Here is a 16,710-nt window from a genome sequence, read left to right as displayed (position 1 = left end):
TTGGTTGACTTAGGGCAAATTTTGAGACAACACACATTAACTTGTCTGTTAATTTTCCAAGTTTTGTAGATATGTTAAATATTATTTGTATGAACAGTATGGATTTAAAGTTTATCAAGAAAAAGATTTATACCTTTGTAAAAATTATATCTACAGTGCTTATAACAAGCGCAATTGGATTGGAATCGTGGAATATTTATGCAATCATAACTAATATTAATGTACCAAGCAGCCTGAATCCAATTTTTTGGATTGAGCGTTTTGCCATGATGAGCCATTTTGTTGAGAGCATTATAGCAGCTTTTTATGCACCTTCTAGACAAAAGATGCCAATAAAATATGCAACTTATACTTTTTTTGTCGGCACAATTGGGTTGTTAGACTATTTGGTCAGCAGGATGACTATTGACGCTTCTATGCCTTGAAGGTATGGGTTTTTGGATTAGGTTGGTTGGTAGGGTGTGTTATGCGATCGCACCCCACGTACAAAAAGCTAAGTTATTAAATATACCATCACAAGTAAAAATCAGGTGCAGGAGTTTCCCATGAATGTAGGTAACTAATGAATCTGACACTCAGAAGGGAGTATAGTTTGTATAGTTAGCTTTTTGCTGAAATTTGAGTTTGACACTAAGGAATTAAAAAATGTCTACTGATACTGACATAGTTACTTACGTTGAAGAAAGTGAATTTGATGTTGTTTTAAATGGAAGTGAAGAGAAAGTTGTTGTTGTTGATTTTACTGCTACTTGGTGTGGCCCCTGTCGCTTAGTCAGTCCCTTAATGGAGCAACTTGCTGAAGAATACAAAGGTCGCGCTAAAGTTGTTAAGGTAGACGTTGACAGCAATAAGCCCATTTTCAAAAAATTTGGTCTTCGCAGTATTCCAGCAGTTTTAATTTTCAAAGATGGTATTTTAGCAGAAACCATTGTGGGGGTTTCTCCTTACGAAGACTTTAGCAATGCTGTTCAGAAGCTTCTTTAAATAATTCGTAATTCGTAATTCGTAGAGAACATCATTAAGAATTACGAATTCTTTTAAAAATTTCCTTTTCGCCTATAATGCGCTTGCAGTAAACCACTTGAATATTGTTTTGAGTTAATCAGCTCCAATTTTTCTTCAGGGGTAGGTGGTGGGAAAAGATATATACCGCCACCTAAGATAGTTGGAATCGTTGAAATGATATATTCGTCAATCAAGCTGTGCTGAAGAAACGAATTGATTAATTTTCCGCCACCAACTAGCCAGATATTTTTAAAACCTTGAGCCTCTATATTAGCTAACGCTTGTTTTAATGGGTCAGAAACAAACACAACGTCCTCACGATCGGATTGAAGATGACGTTGGGTGAATACGAAGGATTTTTTTTCTGGATAAGGCCATCGATCAAAACCCAGCCCTACTTCATACGTCTTGCTACCTAAGACGATCGCATCAATCGATTCGTAAAAATCAGTGTAACCGTAGTCTTCATCTTCTGTATCAAGGATTGATAGCCACTCAATTCCGCCATCGCTGCGAGCAATGTAGCCATCCAAACTAGCTGCAATGTAGAGTGTAACTTTCGTCATTGTGCTTGTGAATTTGGTAGTTTTCACTCAATGAGTGCAAGCGAACACAGGCTTACTTCTTTTTACAGTAGTTTTAGCCTTTGTTGGTTTATATCACAAAACAGCGATATCTACGACGGGCTACGCCAACGTTTACCCAATTACTTACGTTTTTTGATTATGCGATTTAAACCGACCTGCAATAAATTCTCGCTGAGATAAATGCTTCGTATTGCGTTTGGTGACTCGTTCTCGCCACATCTTGAAACTAGATTCTTTCATTTCGCGCCTCATTAGGGCGATTACCTGTTTCTCCAACAGCCCGAACTGAGCCTCAATCGCATCAAAAGATGTTCTATCTTCCCATGCCATTTCAATAATGCGATCGATGGTTTCCGAATCTAGGTTAGGTAGCTTCATTTTTTTTGCTGGCAAATAAAAAAAGAATTCAGGAATCAGGAGTCAGAATTCAGTATGAAATAAATATTCTTAGCGGACGAATAAGTGGGTTTAAGAATCCGCTAAATTTTAAATTTAGTGGTCTTTAAATTAATGGGGAATTCAAACCCACCACTAAATTAATTCTGAATTCTGGATTCTGACTCCTTCTTCAAATATATTTTACTTTTCGTTTTGAAGAACCATTGTGTCTGCTGCACCCAGTTGGAGAGCATAAAGGTTGGCATAAACACCTTGCTGATTAACGAGTTGGGCGTGAGTACCCTGCTCTACAATTTGCCCTTGCTGAATTACTAATACCTGATCTGCCTGAGTAACTGTACTGAGGCGGTGGGCAATTACGAAACTAGTACGACCTTGGAGCAAACGAGCGATCGCACTTTGTACTAGCGCTTCTGTGCGGGTATCGATGCTGCTGGTGGCTTCATCGAGAATCAGAATTTGGGGATTAATTAATACCGCACGAGCAATACTGATTAGTTGTCGCTGTCCTTGGCTCAAAGGCGCTCCCCGTTCGCCTAATTGAGTTGTATAACCCTGTGGTAGTGAGGTAATGAACTCATGCACATTTGCCAGTTGTGCAGCCGCTTCGATATCAGCTTGAGTGGCGTAAGGAGCGCCAAAAGCTATATTTTCGGCGACGGTACCGGTGAACAAAATATTATCTTGCAGGACGATGCCAATTTGACGGCGCAGACTTGCTTGAGTCACGCTACGCACATCAAGATCGTCAATTTTGACTGCACCGCTTGATACATCATAGAAGCGCAAAATCAAGTTAATAATTGTACTTTTTCCCGAACCGGTTGGCCCGACTAATGCAACCATCTGCCCTGGATAGGCGTGCAAATTCACTCCTCTGAGAACCAGTTGATCTGGGTTATAGCCAAATTTGACATTCGAGAATGTCACCTCACCTTGAATAGGCGGCATTTCTGTGGCATCGGGTGCATCTTTAAGTTCTGACGGTTCATCTAATAATAGAAAGATTCTTTCTAATCCGGCGAAAGCAGATTGAGCTTGAGTATAAAACTGGCTGAGAATTTGAATAGGACGGAAAAACTGCTGGACGTAAAGTAAAAAGGATGTCACTACACCCACTGTTGCAGCTCCTGTTACCGCTAGATAACCGCCATAGGCTAGCACGCCTGCCGTTGCTAATGTGTTGAGAAAATCGATGGAGGGTAAAAAGGCTGAAGTAATTGCTACAGCTTCAACGTTGGCATCTCTATTAGCGGCGTTAAGAACATCGAATTCTTCAATATTCATCTGTACGCGATTAAATGCTTGCGCTTCTCGCACGCTGCCAATATCTTCTTCTAACTTGGCAGAAAGTTCCCCAATGGTTTGTCGGGTGACGCGAAATCTAGCTCTTGCCCAACGCGCAAATAAGCTTGTGGTAAAAATCATCAGTGGCACAACCAGATTGCTCAACAAACCAAGTTGCAGGTTGATTGAGAGCATGGCAATCACAATGCCAATTAAACTGAAAGTGTTGCCCAGCATTTGAGCGATCGTCAGTCCAAATGCTTGATTCACGGTGTTGACATCATTCAGCAATCGGCTCATTAAATCGCCTGCTTCGCTGCGATCGAAAAAGCTGAGTGGCAGACTTTGGATTTTAATGAAAATATCTTGCCTTAGTTGAGCCAGCAATCGCTGCATAATCCAGCCGACTCGAATAATTTGACCCCGAATTGCTAAGACACCAAGTCCATAGTTCAACCCTAGTAGCCCTAACAATACCAGCAGTCCTTGCAAATTCCCTTGTGCAATCAGATGATCGATCGACCAGCCGAGAAAGAATGGCCCAACTGCCTGAGTTATGGCACCAATTAATACTAATGTCAGGGCGATGGGAATTTCTTTGCGATAAAGTAGCACATATTGTAAAAAGCGCCGCAGGGTGGAAAGTTTCTGACTCGCGTTTTCCTCAGATGCAACAACGGGAATGGTGCCTCTCATAAAAATTTTGGATTTTAGATTTTGGATTTTAGATTAAAAGTCTTTATTACAAGGCTGTAAGCAAAATTAATTATGCTAATTGGAGATCATTTTTTCTCCTTCGCCTTTACCTGAGATTCCAAAATTACACCGTAGAGTGGACTGGTTTGCATCAATTCCTCGTGAGTGCCTTGTGCTACCAATCGTCCTTTGTCCATGAGAAAAATGCGATCGGCATTTTTAACGGTGCTAATGCGTTGAGCCACTACAAAGGTTGTACAAGCTTTTTGACGCATTAAGCCATCTAGTTCGGCTTGAATTTGGGCAGCAGTTTTGGCATCAACAGCCGACGTACTATCGTCCAAAATCAGAATGCTGTAATCGGTTAGTAAGGTACGAGCGATCGCAATTCGTTGTTTTTGTCCACCAGATAAGCCTACGCCCCGTTCACCCACAATCGTCTCGTAGCCATCGGCTAGACTGCTAATAAAATCATGCATTTGGGCGGTTTTTGCAACTTCAATCACCTGCTCTAAGGTGGCATCAGGTTTGGCGTAAGCAATATTCTCGCGGATTGTGCCAGAGAAGAGGGTGGTTTCCTGAAAGACAATACCAATATGCGATCTGAGGCTTTTGAGTGTGAAACTTTTTATATCTCGTCCATCAATACGAACTGCTCCCTTGGTAACATCGTAAAAGCGGGGAATTAGGTTCATAATTGTGCTTTTTCCCGAACCAGTCATTCCTAAAACGGCGATTAGCTCGTTAGGCTTGGTTTCAAAGGATACTTCTTTCAGAGTTTCGGTTGTCGCTCCGGGATAGCGAAAGGAAACATTTTCAAAGGTAATTCTACCACCGCAGGTGTCAAAGGGCACAGCGCCGGGGCGATCGCGAATTTCTACCTCTGCATCCACAACTTCATAAACTCGTTCGGCAGAGGCAGCTGCTTGAGCGATCGCGGGTGCGGCAAATCCAATTAACAAAATCGGTTGGAGAATCAATGCTAGGTAGGAGTTAAACGCCACCAGTTCGCCAATGGAGAACCGATTTCCAATCACCTGCGCTCCCCCATAGGCGAAAACGGCCAGTGTTACCAAATTACTCAGCAAAAAGATCAACGGGAAAGTATCACGGATGGCGCTAATGGTCTTCATGTTTGCCTTGACTAGGCCATCATTCAGAGCTGTATAACGCGACCTTTCGGTTGACTCCCGCACAAAAGCTTTAACTACCCGGATTCCTAGCAAGTTCTCTTGCAATACAGCATTCAGGTTGCTCAGTTGCTCTTGTACTTGCCGAAAAAGCTTGTTATTTTGGTTGATGAATCGCGCCATCAACCATGCAGCGATGGGCACTACTGTGAGGGTAATTAGTGCTAATCGCCAGTTCATCAGCAGCAAAACTACCGAAATACTCACCAATGTCACAATTGAGCCGACGACTTGAATTAAGCTAGTGCCAACAAAGGTGCGGATCTGCTCAATATCGCTGGTGACGCGGGTTAGTAGTTGAGAAGTCTGCGACTGGTCATGAAAGCTGAAACTGAGATTTTGAATCTTGCTGAAAATTTTGTTTCGCAGGTCATAAGCAACACCCTGAGACACTGCTTCTGCTAGATAGCTTTGTCCAAAGTTAAATACACCACGAGCGATCGCAGCAACTACCATCCAGGCGGCACTATATAGCACAATTTGGAGGTTTTTTTGCGTGATCCCTTGATCGATTCCCCACCGAAATAATTGTGGGGTTACAGCGTTTGCGATCGTTAACAGCAATAAGCTGACTAATGCTCCCAGTGAAGTCCATCGGTAAGTGCTTAAACTCTTAAGCACACGCTGGGTTGACTTGATTGACGAAGTTGAAGTTTCCTGAAGTTCTGCTTGTTGAACCAATGGTATTTACCCCTCTATCTTTGGAAAATTATCTCCTATTTTTGATTGTAAAAAACCAATTGGCTAGTCCATCTAGGGTGTTAGTATTATCACACTCCCCAGACTTTGATAGTAGCATCGTTAGCAAAGTAACTACTAACGTCACTGGAACTGACAATAGTTTGACCATCTGGGCTGATAGCAATGTCTACAATTCGAGATGAATGACCTTCCAGTATGCAAAGTTTTTCACCCGTTTGTAAATCCCACACAATGATTGTATTGTCTGCACCTCCACTAACGATAACTTTAGCATCTGTGCTGAAAGCCACAGGTGCGGAACCTTGAAGTGTATGTATTTTTTCTCCTCTAATTAAATCCCATAAAATGATAGTATTAATTCTATTATCCTGCCCTCCACTTGCAAGAATATTGGCTTGGGGATTTAGGAAAATAGGTTGATGACCGTGAATAAGTCGATGACCTTGAAAAATATGAATTATCTTCTTTGTTTGTAAATTCCACACTTTGATGCTGGCATCCACACTGCAAGTAACAAGAGTTTTTCCATCTTCGCTTAAGGTAGGGAAAAAAGTTTTATCCGATTTACTAAGAGGCACATTAAATGTATCAATTCGTTCACCAGTTTGTAAATCCCACATTTTAAGAACTATGTCATAAAAACCATGTGCATCCTTAAAGTGACAATACATAATAGTGATATACTGCTCTGAGGGGTTGATTATCAGGTCACTCTCTTCACCTGTATTATGCCCGTATATTGTACTAACTAGCTGACCTGTCTGTAAATTCCAGACTTGAACAGGATGTTCAGAGTCAGAGTAGTCATCACGATCGCGACGACCAAGATAGATGGTTGTTTTATTCAGCAAATTGGTAGCGAAAGAGCCAGCGTAATTCCCTTTTAAAGTGCGAATTATCTCGTTTGTTTGTATGTCCAATACGCTTACTATACCTTCAGATGCAATGAGAAGGGTTTGCGTATCAGGAATGAAAGCGATATTAACATAATCAGTAACATCATCAACATCATCATTTGGTAAATCTATATCCAAAGTGCGTATTAGCTGACCTGTTATTAAATCCCAAAGGTTGCACTTTCCATTATCAACACTTACTAGAGTTTTCCAATCTGAACTGATTGAAAAACACAAAGACATTACAGTTTCCCCATTCCATGCATGAAGGCATTTAAAAAATTCATAGGGTATATATTCTTGTAATACCTCTTTTGCTGACAATTCTGTACTTTCTTGAAATAGAAAATAGGCAGCTTCCCTCACTTCTCTTGAAGAGTCATGCAACGAATGAATAATTATTTCTAAGGCAGCTTGACCATATTCAAAAGCATCCAGAAGAGCATCAACTTTTTGCTCAATCCTTCCATACGCCATCAACTGGTTAATTCTTTCAAGTTCTCCCAAAACTACACCGTCTGCGGGGAATTTAGAATGACCGCACAGAGATATATCATGCTCTTTTGGCTCTTGGGAATTATCTACCATAATGTAAGTAGGCAGACATAATTAAATCTAATATGTAATTGCGAAAAGGAACGACGTTTGCGGAGCTTTCCCGTTAGCATAGCATCTCTGCCAAAAGAAGAGTAGCAAGGTTTATGTTTTTTTTGATTAAATACTGTATGACTTGCGGCAAATTATTTGTGATTAAAATTTCAAGTTTTGGGATAGTGGTATGGGATAATACATTTTTAGCAAGCATTGCGGCTAATCAATTTCAAGACCGAAAAAACTAAAGAACAAGAATAATGGCTGAAAATTTTCATAGCAATTCCCAACTTCCCTTAGATATTTCACCTGCTATCAGTCGCACAGCAAAGCCAAGTTCTGAGTTCTACTCTCTTTTTTGTGAAGAAGAAGTTTTAGGGATAATTCATGCATTAGAAGTCAGACGAGAAATTCCTCTCAAGTATTCTTATAAAGGGAGAGGTGCAAAAATTTGGAACGATTTTTATCTGAAATATGCTATTCCTAGATGGTATGGAAGAGCAAATGTAGAAATTGACCTTTTAAAAGATAATTTTAAATACCTGAATGGTAATATAAAATCTGGTGATAGAGTAAATATTATAGACGTTGGTGCAGGTAATTCCTATCCAGTTAAAAAGTTTATTCGCAGACTAAATAAATTAGAAAAGGTTAACAAATATATTGCCTTAGATATTAGTGAAGAATTGCTTCATGTCTCTAAAAGTAATTTTAAAAAATGGTTTCCATTAATAGAGTTTCTCAGTTCTACAATTGACATAGAAAGTAGTTGTGTACCCAAAATTTTATTCCAAAATCAAGCTAGCCTTGAAATGGACGACACAGCTAAAATATTTTTACACTTAGGAGTTACCATTGGAAATCATCAAAATAGAGATGAGGTGTTTAAAAACTTTAGAGATAGCATGGGAAAAAATGATCTTTTAGTATTTACTAACGAAACTGGTTCTAACTCTACATGGGATGGAATAGTTAGAGGGGGCTGCAAGTATCATGTAGAAGAAGTATATGGATGGGTGAAAAAGAAGATTGGCATTAAATCTGAAGATTGTGAACTAGTGAGAAAATACGATTTAAAAACAGATAGTATTGTTGCTAATCTGAAACTACGTCATGATTACACTATAAATTTTAGTCGGATGGGTATAGATAAAAATATTGAAATCTCTAAAGGTGAAGAGATTACTATTTGGCGGCATCACAAGTATGAAATACCTAAACTATTGCAAGAACTAGAACGTTCTGGATTAAAACTTATTCACTATACTACTAACAAATACAAATCACATATTATGGTGATTTGTAAGGTTGCTACTAACTAAGTTCTTCACTTAGAGGATGTTTGAAAAGTTATGATTAATGTATCAAATATTCTTTTACCCCACCCTAGCCCTCCCCGATATATTGGGGAGGGAACCGGATTTTCTTGTTTTTCCCCTTTATAAGGAGGGATTAAGGGGGGTAATTCGACTTGTGGTACAAGCGTTTGAGCTTAAGTTGACAATAATGGGCAACCGTGTACCCATTCAAATGAGAATCGCTATAACTTAGATACCATAATGGCAGCCAGTAGAATTTTTTAGGTCTTTTAGCGAAAATTTTTACGATCCGTATCTAATATGGTATTAAATATTTTTGATGATGCTAAAAAATCAGTTTAACTTGGTTTGTGTATCAATTAAATGTACATCAAACGTGGTCTAGGTTCAGGAACTGGACGCCCCAAATCTTTAGCAGTTTCTATCCATTCCTGCATAACTAATTCTACATTATGCAGGGCTTCTTGATAAGTATCACCGTCAGCAGCACAGCCTGATAACTCTGGGACTTCAGCAATAAAGGCTCGATCTAATTCACTCCAGTAGAGAATAATTTCATACCGAAACATTATTTTTACTTCCTAGCTTATATTTGAGAATCACTGCCCGAACTTGTTTAATTTGATAACTTTTGGCTTTTCCTTTTTTATGTTGCAGGTTCAATATTTCCTCAACATCGGCTTTGACAAAAATACGATGATCGCCACGAATCCGTTCTTCAAAGCCTAGCGTATATAAAAGTTGCCACAGTTGGGCGAAGGGGATATCTGTATCAGAAGTCCCAGAGAGAATTTTGTCTAAGAGTTTGTCTTGCTGACTCACGTTTTTTTTGAATACTTTAATGTTTCTATAGTCTCATATTTATTTAAAATCAGGGTATCCAAAAGCAAATCTATCATTTTGCTCCTGAGTCAGAGCATCCCTGATGACAATTACTAGTAGAACACGGCGAAAATAAACCAATCATTCCAAATCAACGAAACCCTTATGCTGTATTCATTTTTAATTTTTAATTTTTAATTCCGTCTTGCAGTGCTAGTCCAGTTATAGGGCAAACTTTAGGCTTGGATACTGCTCTAGTAATTGACTTGATTTTAAAAAATACTAATTATTTGGATGTTACAGATGATTTCTTGGAAGTGATATTTTGCAGTGAGTTTAATTTTGTAACACCAGTTTCGCCTCTAGTGGAGTGTATCATTTGTCTTGACGAATGATGCTCATTTACCCTTTTTACTGGGGTTGTCAGTCTTTATATCGGCTCGATTTATACTTTCATGACTTTTCTAGAATCCTTTAGCGTAACATTCCATAGAAAAGGTATCACCAATTTATAAGTGATCTAGGCAACTACAGAGGGCAAATTATTGAGATTGCTCATATCATAATGCTGAGGTATAAATCCATCTCAGTTAATAATGTTATTGAGTAAAAAATATTACATAAATATGAAAAGCCTACTTCTAAGTGCAGTTGCATTTCTAACCACGATTAGTTTGACAACAACCGTACAAGCAGCAAATTCTGAACATGTTAAACAGTTATTGGCAACCAAACAATGTCAAAACTGTGATTTGACGAGTGCAGGTTTAGTGATGGCTGACTTATCTGGCGCCAATTTAAGCGGTGCTAATCTTACAGGTGCTAACCTCAGCCGTGCAAACTTGAGCGGTGCAGATTTGCGGGGTGCAAACTTAAGTGGCGCAAGTTTATTTGGCGTTAATCTGAGCAACGCTAAATTTAATGGGGCAAATTTGACGGGTGCTGATTTGAGAAATACTTATTTAGCAAATGCAGAACTAACTGGCGCTTACTTAAATGGGACTAACTTTCAAGGTGCAGTTGCGATACCATCACAAATTGCTTCACCAGCAGAATTTTATGCTTTGGGTGTAGCAGAAGGGCAAAAAGGCAACCAACAGCAAGCAATTAGTTATTTTAATCAAGCGATCGCAATTAAACCAGAATATGCGGATGCCTATCTCGCTCGTGGTGTCGCCCGTTACCAAATACTAGATAGACAAGGTGCATTTCAAGATGCTCAAGTTGCAGAAAAATTGTTTACATCCCAAAACAACAGCACTGGAACCCTAACAGCCCAAACTTTTATAAAAGAACTGCAAACACCCGTCAATGAGAAGGTAAGTACTGGTAAACCCAGCTTCGTTGACTTTTTGGGAAGTATTGGCTCAGTCTTGCTCCAGTTCTTCCCTTTTTAAAGGGGATAATAACAGTTGACAAATGACAAATAAAAAATGATTTTATCTAACGAATTATGGGCAGCAAATCAAGACTTAGCCCAAGCTTGCCTAGAGCATCCTTTCGTTCAAGGCATTGGTGATGGTACTCTTGAGCAAGCTAAATTTGCTTACTACGTAGGGCAAGATGCTTTTTTCTTAGAAGCTTTTGCCCGTGCCTACAGTATCGCCTCAGCTAAAGCACCAGACTGGTTAGGTTTCACCACATTTCATAATTTAGCTAGTGGAGTTTTAGAAGAACTAAGGCTGCATAGTGCCTATGCTTCTGAGTGGGGAGTCAATTTGTATGCTGTAGAACCTGCATCTGCCACCCGTCGCTATACTGATTTTTTGTTAGCAACTGCTTGGAGCAAAGATGTAGGTTTGACTGCTGCGGCAATGTCTCCTTGTATGCGTTTGTATGCCTTTTTAGGAGAAAAATTGGCTTGTAACGGTATTCCTAATCATCAATATGCAGACTGGATTCGTACTTATAGCAGCGCAGATTTTCAACCACTAACACAACAATTAGAAAATTTGGTTGACAATTATGCCGTTACTGATTCTGTTGTGCATTCAACTTATCGTTATGCGATGTTTTGTGAGCGCGACTTTTTTCAGGCTGCGTGGATGTTCAGTTGAGCAAATTCATACAGGAATCTTATACCATTTTGGATTTTAGATTTTAGATTTTGGATTGTGAAACATCCATTAGATAAGTGTTTCAGTTTTCCATCTGTCGCAATCATTTTTCAAATTGGTATTATTTGACGTTTCCTAACCGTCAAACTTACATTGTTTGAAGATATCAAGCCCAGTAAAAATGTTGAGTTCTGTTTTTAAAACTATACACAAAAGAAAAGACGCAAATTTCTCCTTTGCGTCTTCTTTTAAGATTTAAAAAATTAGAAACTGAATGTGGTTCTCAATGCACCAATAACAACATCATCATTAGTGTCGTTGTGATCTGGAGATGTTAACCAGATGACTCCAGGAGTAATGGTGATATTGTCACTCAGCTTATACTGGTAGAACGCTTCAAGATGATAGGATGTATCAGGATCGCTATCCAACCCTGCGATGTCAGAACTTGTCACTTTCGGTTCCATACCAGCGATGATCCCTGCTAAGTTACCTTTTTTACCGAGGTCAGGGAATCCCAAGGTGACAGCATAGTTCCAAATATCAACGTCTCCACGGGTTCCTCTCAAGCTTTGGCTGTTGGTGTATCCAGCCCAACCACCCAAGACGATATTATCAGTAATGCCAATGGATGCTTGGACGCCGTAAGAATTACTGGAAAATCCTACTTGATCTTCTGGTAAACCCTGGATAGCTGCTATATCCTGGAAAGTGGCGGCATTACTACCTGTGAGTAGTGGTTGATTGTAGGAATTGATGTAAGTTAAACCGATAGAAATGCGATCGCTTGGTTTAACTGTCAGCTGTGCCAACGCACCATAAGAACCATTGAACAAACCATTATTCGGTGTAGGGTTATTAGCTGTACCACTCAAATACCCTAGACTTAATGCCAATTTTTCGCTGAACTCGTATGTTACTCCCAATCCCGCGCCATTTATTTGGTTATAAATTGGGTTACGTGTACCAAAGGTAGACAAAGCACCAAAAGCGCCATCACCATCAAAGAGATTGACAGTGCTGGTAAGGTCGTCTGCTGCACCTGCATTAGCAATAGCGACAACCTCCGTTTTTTCACCCAAGGGAAATCTATAGAACAAGGCATCTATCGCAGCATCAGTAGTACCATCCTCGCCAGTAAAAAACAAGTTACCCTCTGGCGTACCAATGTTAGGGCTGAGAATATTATTAGCCTGGATTCTGGTAAACAGTGTATCTTTCCCTGTGAAGCTGGTTACTAATTCTATGCGCGCTCGTACCCCTAAAGTTGTATTCTCGTCTGTAATTTCTGCACCGTTGACTGTATTTCCTGACAACACATCGCTAACAACTGCAACAACTTGTCCTTGCAATTTAGTTGTAGTTGAGAACTGATTTGCCTCCAATTCAGCAGCTTTAGCTTCTACTGCATCCACACGACCTCTGAGTGTCGCCAGTTCTGCGGAAAAATCTTCTTGCAACTTTTGTAATGTGGCTAAATCTTGTTTGTTAACTAAATCGCCAGTGGCTGTAGCAATAAGTTCGTTAACGCGATCGAGACAAGCATTCAAACCAGCAGCAAACTCATATCGCGTTAATGCCCGATTACCGCGATAAGTACTATTTGGGTATCCTGCAATACAGCCATACCGCTCAACCAAGGATTGCAATGCTTGGAATGCCCAGTCAGTGGGTTGTACATCAGAAAATTGAGACACGGAGGTAACTTGTCCCATTTTCTGATCTGGGGCGATGTTCGTAGCTCTTGCATCTGGATTAGCTAAAACTTGCGGTTGATTAATTTCAGATTTACTCGATGTTTCACCTGCAAATGTAGCAGTATTCACAAATAGCATGACACCGCAGACTGCTGGACTAACTAGCAGATATTTCCAGAATTTTTGCATTTCTCTCCTCACACTGATCTCCAACTCACACCCAAACCACGTTTAAAAAACGTGTATTTTATGAGAATATTTGTCAGCAATCTTATCAGAATTAAGCAACCTTTTTAATAAAGAAGTCAAGAAATCCTAATTATTCAGGGAAAACTAAATTGCAGAGGGCTATACCGTCTGAAAAAGTTTTGTTGTTACTCATTACACTGCAAACTCAGAATGATATTATGTACTTAAAATGAGAATGAGAATTATTATAGTATAAAATTTAGAATACTTCCCATTGTCAATAGCGATGATGACAGAGGTAGAACAAGCATCCGTTTTGAGGAGAAATATCGTGATTGTGAATTGTAGAGAAATTAGAACAGGTAAGCAAAGAAGCGGCATCTTGTCCATAATTGCTCTGCTAATGTTGTCGATGACTACTGGGTGTAGCCAATCGAATCCAAATCAGGGAACAACTTCCGAACAGTCGCCGCAAACACAGGAAGCTGCTTCTACCTCACAGCCACAGTCGGGAAAAACTAAAGTAGTAGCGACATTTTTGCCGATCTATTTGTTTACTAAGGCAGTAGCTGGGGATGTGGCAGATGTAGAAATACTAGTGCCACCTGGTACGGAGGTACATGAATACCAAGCGACACCAGGAAATGTCAAAGCGATCGCTACTGCTAAGGTTTTAGTAAAAAATGGTTTAGGCTTGGAGGAATTTCTGGAAGGTACTGTCAAAAATGCCCAAAATCCCAAATTAACTGAAATTGATGCTAGTAAAGATATTAAACCCTTAAATGAAATTTCACCTGTCGTCAAAACGACGCCAGATGAAAAAGACCACGAACATAGTCAGGGTAATCCGCACGTTTGGTTAGATCCAATTTTAGCAAAACAGCAGGTAACAAATATTCGAGATGGATTAATTGCTGTCGACCCGGCGAACAAAGCTACTTACGAAGCAAATGCTACAGCTTATATTAAAGAATTAGAAAGTTTAAACAGTGAATTTCAGCAGACTTTGCAGAAAAATCCCACTTGCACCTTTATTACCTTTCATGATGCGTTTCCATATTTAGCCAAACGCTACAACCTCAAGCAAGTTGCTGTGGTGCAAATTCCCGAAGATCAACTTTCACCAACAGATGTGCAAAATGCCGTCAGCGCTGTGAAAAAATACAAAGTTAAAGCTTTATTTAGCGAACCAGGAGTAGATAATAAACTGCTGAACAGCCTCTCTAAAGACTTGAAATTAAATTTGCGTACTCTGGATTCTCTAGAAACTGGCGAAACAGATCCACAACATTATTTCAAGGCAATGAAAGCTAATTTGCAAACTTTGGAAACATCGTGTAAATAGATTTGTCATTTATCAGTTGTCCTTTGTCCTTTGCAAATGACCAATGACCAATGACCAATGACCAATGACCAATGACCAATGACCAATGACATTCCTATTTTGAAAGTAAAAGGATTAACTGTTTATCAAGGCAGCTATCTAGCTGTTCGAGATGTTTCCTTTGAATTATTGCCAGGAACAGATACAGCTATTGTTGGCCCCAATGGTGCTGGTAAAAGTACCCTGGTAAAAGCGGTTTTAGATTTGATACCTCGAAGTGCTGGGACGATTGAAATCTTGGGTCGTCCAATTTCCAGATTGGGGCATTTACGTCACACGTTGGGCTATATGCCACAAAACTTTATTTTTGACCGCAGCTTTCCCATTTCTGTCAGCGAATTAGTGGGACTGGGATGGACTAAGGAAGGGAAAAGAAAGAATTTATTTTCCAAGCTGTGGAGACAAGACCGGGAAAAATCAGCAGCAGTAACGGAAGCTTTACGGCGAACTGATGCTTATCATTTACAGCATCAAGCTATTGGTACTCTTAGTGGCGGTCAACTGAAGCGGGTTTTATTGGCTTATTGTTTGGTAATGCCTCGGAAACTCTTGGTACTAGATGAAGCCTTTGCTGGTGTTGATGTGCAAGGTGCAGCAGACTTTTACGCTTTGTTAAATGAATTAAAGCGAGAGGAAGGTTGGACAGTATTACAAGTTTCTCACGATATTGATATGGTAAATCGGCATTGTGATCGCGTGCTTTGCCTGAACCAAAGCATTGTTTGTACTGGTAAGCCAGAAATTGCCCTTTCACCGCAAAACCTGTTAGCAACCTATGGTCCAGGTTTCAGCCGCTACCAGCACCAACATTAAATTTCCATAAATATGAATTTATTCAATGATTGTCAGATAAATTGGCTAGCGATCGCTAGTAGTAATGACTTGCTAGAGTTGTTACAACTTGCCTCAATACAGCGTGCGATCGTCGGTGCTGCCTTGATGGGAATACTTGGCGGGATGTTGGGTAGTTTTGTCACCTTGCGCCAGTTGTCATTTTTCAGCCACGCGGTAGGTCATGCAGCATTAGTAGGTGTGGCGTTAGGTGTGCTGCTACAAATAAATCCTACTTTGATGTTGTTACCTTTTACTTTAGTTTTTGGGGTTATTGTCCTCTACTTCATCGACAAAACCGACTTAGCTAGCGATAGCGTACTTAGCATAGTGCTATCTGGGGCATTAGCGATCGGTTTAATTCTCACGAGCCTAATTAAAGGATATCGTGGCAATTTGATGGCTGTACTGTTCGGGGATATTCTAGCGATCGACACCACAGATTTAATTTTGACGCTGCTAGTCCTTGTGGGAGGTAGCATATTTTTACTATCAACTCTGCGACAGCAAATTTTATTGACCCTTAACCCCGATGTCGCCCAAGTTCAAGGCGTTCCCGTCCAATTGTACCGCTACGCTTTTGTGGTCTTACTTTCACTCGCCGTTGCTGTAGCGATTAAAGCTGTCGGTGTTTTACTAGTGAACGCCTTTTTGGTCATTCCCGCCTCCACCGCCAAACTGATGAGTCACCACTTTAGCCGCTTTCTAGTCATGTCGGTGATAGTTGGTTCCATCAGCAGCATTGCTGGCATCATGGTCTCAGGTCTTTTCAACCTTGCTTCTGGACCAAGTATTGTTCTTGTCCAGTTTCTCCTATTTGTAGCCGTTTTCGTCTGGTTTAAGTTGAGTTTGAAAGCTGCATAACTATTTTTCTCCAAAGACTTGCTATATTCTTTTATCTTTGCTACATTGATTAATCGTGGCTCACAAAAGCCCCAGCCGGGATAGCTCAGTTGGTAGAGCAGAGGACTGAAAATCCTCGTGTCACCGGTTCAAGTCCGGTTCCTGGCATACTTTACAGACTAAAACACTTCTGACATATTGCATAAGCAAATGCA

The 16,710-nt window shown here is 40.1% G+C and carries 16 protein-coding genes and 1 tRNA gene; 9 read left to right on the top strand and 8 right to left on the bottom strand.

What is annotated here, in order from left to right:
* Nucleotides 1-71: 71 nt before the first annotated feature.
* Nucleotides 72-425: a hypothetical protein gene (locus HWQ42_RS12465; RefSeq protein WP_292812383.1), complete on the top strand. Its 354-nt coding sequence runs from the start codon at nt 72-74 to the stop codon at nt 423-425.
* A gap of 220 nt (nt 426-645) precedes the next feature.
* The gene (gene trxA, locus HWQ42_RS12460) at nt 646-984 is read left to right on the top strand and encodes a thioredoxin (RefSeq protein ID WP_292729011.1); all 339 of its coding nucleotides are present in this window, start codon (nt 646-648) and stop codon (nt 982-984) included.
* A gap of 53 nt (nt 985-1,037) precedes the next feature.
* Here trxA and HWQ42_RS12455 read toward each other — a convergent pair whose 3' ends face one another.
* The 5 genes from HWQ42_RS12455 to HWQ42_RS12435 form a co-directional block, all read right to left on the bottom strand.
* Complete coding sequence (locus HWQ42_RS12455) at nt 1,038-1,571, bottom strand: dihydrofolate reductase family protein (RefSeq protein WP_292812381.1); 534 nt, start codon at nt 1,569-1,571, stop codon at nt 1,038-1,040.
* 144 nt (nt 1,572-1,715) lie between these two features.
* A complete protein-coding gene (locus tag HWQ42_RS12450) occupies nt 1,716-1,970 on the bottom strand; it encodes a TIGR03643 family protein (protein ID WP_292729005.1) in 255 nt (84 codons plus the stop codon).
* Between the two features lie 201 nt (nt 1,971-2,171).
* Complete coding sequence (locus tag HWQ42_RS12445; protein WP_292812379.1) at nt 2,172-3,974, bottom strand: ABC transporter ATP-binding protein; 1,803 nt, start codon at nt 3,972-3,974, stop codon at nt 2,172-2,174.
* Nucleotides 3,975-4,060: 86 nt separating this feature from the next.
* On the bottom strand, nt 4,061-5,845 hold the full coding sequence (locus HWQ42_RS12440; protein WP_292812376.1) for an ABC transporter ATP-binding protein: 1,785 nt from the start codon (nt 5,843-5,845) through the stop codon (nt 4,061-4,063).
* 89 nt (nt 5,846-5,934) lie between these two features.
* Nucleotides 5,935-7,350, bottom strand: coding sequence for a WD40 repeat domain-containing protein (locus HWQ42_RS12435; RefSeq protein ID WP_292812374.1), 1,416 nt, complete (start codon nt 7,348-7,350; stop codon nt 5,935-5,937).
* Between the two features lie 263 nt (nt 7,351-7,613).
* Here HWQ42_RS12435 and HWQ42_RS12430 point away from each other — a divergent pair, with 263 nt between their 5' ends.
* A complete protein-coding gene (locus HWQ42_RS12430) occupies nt 7,614-8,675 on the top strand; it encodes an L-histidine N(alpha)-methyltransferase (protein ID WP_292812372.1) in 1,062 nt (353 codons plus the stop codon).
* Nucleotides 8,676-9,031: 356 nt separating this feature from the next.
* Here HWQ42_RS12430 and HWQ42_RS12425 read toward each other — a convergent pair whose 3' ends face one another.
* Both HWQ42_RS12425 and HWQ42_RS12420 read right to left on the bottom strand, forming a co-directional pair.
* A complete protein-coding gene (locus tag HWQ42_RS12425; RefSeq protein WP_292812408.1) occupies nt 9,032-9,244 on the bottom strand; it encodes a type II toxin-antitoxin system HicB family antitoxin in 213 nt (70 codons plus the stop codon).
* On the bottom strand, nt 9,228-9,494 hold the full coding sequence (locus HWQ42_RS12420; RefSeq protein ID WP_012411632.1) for a toxin HicA: 267 nt from the start codon (nt 9,492-9,494) through the stop codon (nt 9,228-9,230). The genes HWQ42_RS12425 and HWQ42_RS12420 overlap by 17 nt, the downstream gene beginning before the upstream one ends.
* Nucleotides 9,495-10,120: 626 nt before the next feature.
* Between HWQ42_RS12420 and HWQ42_RS12415 the strand changes: the two genes are divergently transcribed.
* Together HWQ42_RS12415 and HWQ42_RS12410 are read left to right on the top strand one after the other, a co-directional pair.
* A complete protein-coding gene (locus HWQ42_RS12415) occupies nt 10,121-10,891 on the top strand; it encodes a pentapeptide repeat-containing protein (protein WP_292812367.1) in 771 nt (256 codons plus the stop codon).
* Between the two features lie 36 nt (nt 10,892-10,927).
* On the top strand, nt 10,928-11,551 hold the full coding sequence (locus HWQ42_RS12410) for a TenA family protein (RefSeq protein WP_292812365.1): 624 nt from the start codon (nt 10,928-10,930) through the stop codon (nt 11,549-11,551).
* A gap of 263 nt (nt 11,552-11,814) precedes the next feature.
* On the opposite strand, the gene HWQ42_RS12405 is transcribed toward HWQ42_RS12410, so the two are convergent.
* Nucleotides 11,815-13,437, bottom strand: coding sequence for an iron uptake porin (locus tag HWQ42_RS12405; RefSeq protein WP_292812363.1), 1,623 nt, complete (start codon nt 13,435-13,437; stop codon nt 11,815-11,817).
* Nucleotides 13,438-13,768: 331 nt separating this feature from the next.
* Between HWQ42_RS12405 and HWQ42_RS12400 the strand changes: the two genes are divergently transcribed.
* The 4 genes from HWQ42_RS12400 (at nt 13,769) to HWQ42_RS12385 (ending at nt 16,663) form a co-directional block, all read left to right on the top strand.
* Nucleotides 13,769-14,782 carry a metal ABC transporter substrate-binding protein gene (locus HWQ42_RS12400; protein WP_292812361.1) on the top strand — a complete coding sequence of 338 codons (1,014 nt, stop codon included), beginning with the start codon at nt 13,769-13,771 and terminating at the stop codon, nt 14,780-14,782.
* Between the two features lie 78 nt (nt 14,783-14,860).
* The gene (locus HWQ42_RS12395) at nt 14,861-15,634 is read left to right on the top strand and encodes a metal ABC transporter ATP-binding protein (protein WP_292812359.1); all 774 of its coding nucleotides are present in this window, start codon (nt 14,861-14,863) and stop codon (nt 15,632-15,634) included.
* A 12-nt stretch (nt 15,635-15,646) separates the two neighbouring features.
* A complete protein-coding gene (locus HWQ42_RS12390) occupies nt 15,647-16,516 on the top strand; it encodes a metal ABC transporter permease (protein WP_292812356.1) in 870 nt (289 codons plus the stop codon).
* 74 nt (nt 16,517-16,590) lie between these two features.
* Nucleotides 16,591-16,663: transfer RNA gene (locus HWQ42_RS12385), tRNA-Phe, on the top strand.
* The last annotated feature ends 47 nt before the right edge of the window (nt 16,664-16,710 follow it).

Source organism: Nostoc sp. JL23, assembly GCF_017115065.1.
Lineage (GTDB): Bacteria > Cyanobacteriota > Cyanobacteriia > Cyanobacteriales > Nostocaceae > Nostoc > Nostoc punctiforme_A.
The sequence above is the reverse complement of the archived record's forward strand: the minus strand, read 5'-3'. Positions and strand labels throughout refer to the sequence as shown.

Coding starts and splice junctions, on each gene's coding strand:
- HWQ42_RS12415 (WP_292812367.1), top strand. CDS start 10,121: ATGAAAAGCCTACTTCTAAGTGCAGTTGCATTTCTAACCACGATTAGT.
- HWQ42_RS12405 (WP_292812363.1), bottom strand. CDS start 13,437: ATGCAAAAATTCTGGAAATATCTGCTAGTTAGTCCAGCAGTCTGCGGT.
- HWQ42_RS12445 (WP_292812379.1), bottom strand. CDS start 3,974: ATGAGAGGCACCATTCCCGTTGTTGCATCTGAGGAAAACGCGAGTCAG.
- HWQ42_RS12430 (WP_292812372.1), top strand. CDS start 7,614: ATGGCTGAAAATTTTCATAGCAATTCCCAACTTCCCTTAGATATTTCA.
- HWQ42_RS12395 (WP_292812359.1), top strand. CDS start 14,861: ATGACCAATGACATTCCTATTTTGAAAGTAAAAGGATTAACTGTTTAT.
- HWQ42_RS12410 (WP_292812365.1), top strand. CDS start 10,928: ATGATTTTATCTAACGAATTATGGGCAGCAAATCAAGACTTAGCCCAA.
- HWQ42_RS12435 (WP_292812374.1), bottom strand. CDS start 7,350: ATGGTAGATAATTCCCAAGAGCCAAAAGAGCATGATATATCTCTGTGC.
- HWQ42_RS12390 (WP_292812356.1), top strand. CDS start 15,647: ATGAATTTATTCAATGATTGTCAGATAAATTGGCTAGCGATCGCTAGT.
- HWQ42_RS12465 (WP_292812383.1), top strand. CDS start 72: ATGTTAAATATTATTTGTATGAACAGTATGGATTTAAAGTTTATCAAG.
- HWQ42_RS12455 (WP_292812381.1), bottom strand. CDS start 1,571: ATGACGAAAGTTACACTCTACATTGCAGCTAGTTTGGATGGCTACATT.
- trxA (WP_292729011.1), top strand. CDS start 646: ATGTCTACTGATACTGACATAGTTACTTACGTTGAAGAAAGTGAATTT.
- HWQ42_RS12450 (WP_292729005.1), bottom strand. CDS start 1,970: ATGAAGCTACCTAACCTAGATTCGGAAACCATCGATCGCATTATTGAA.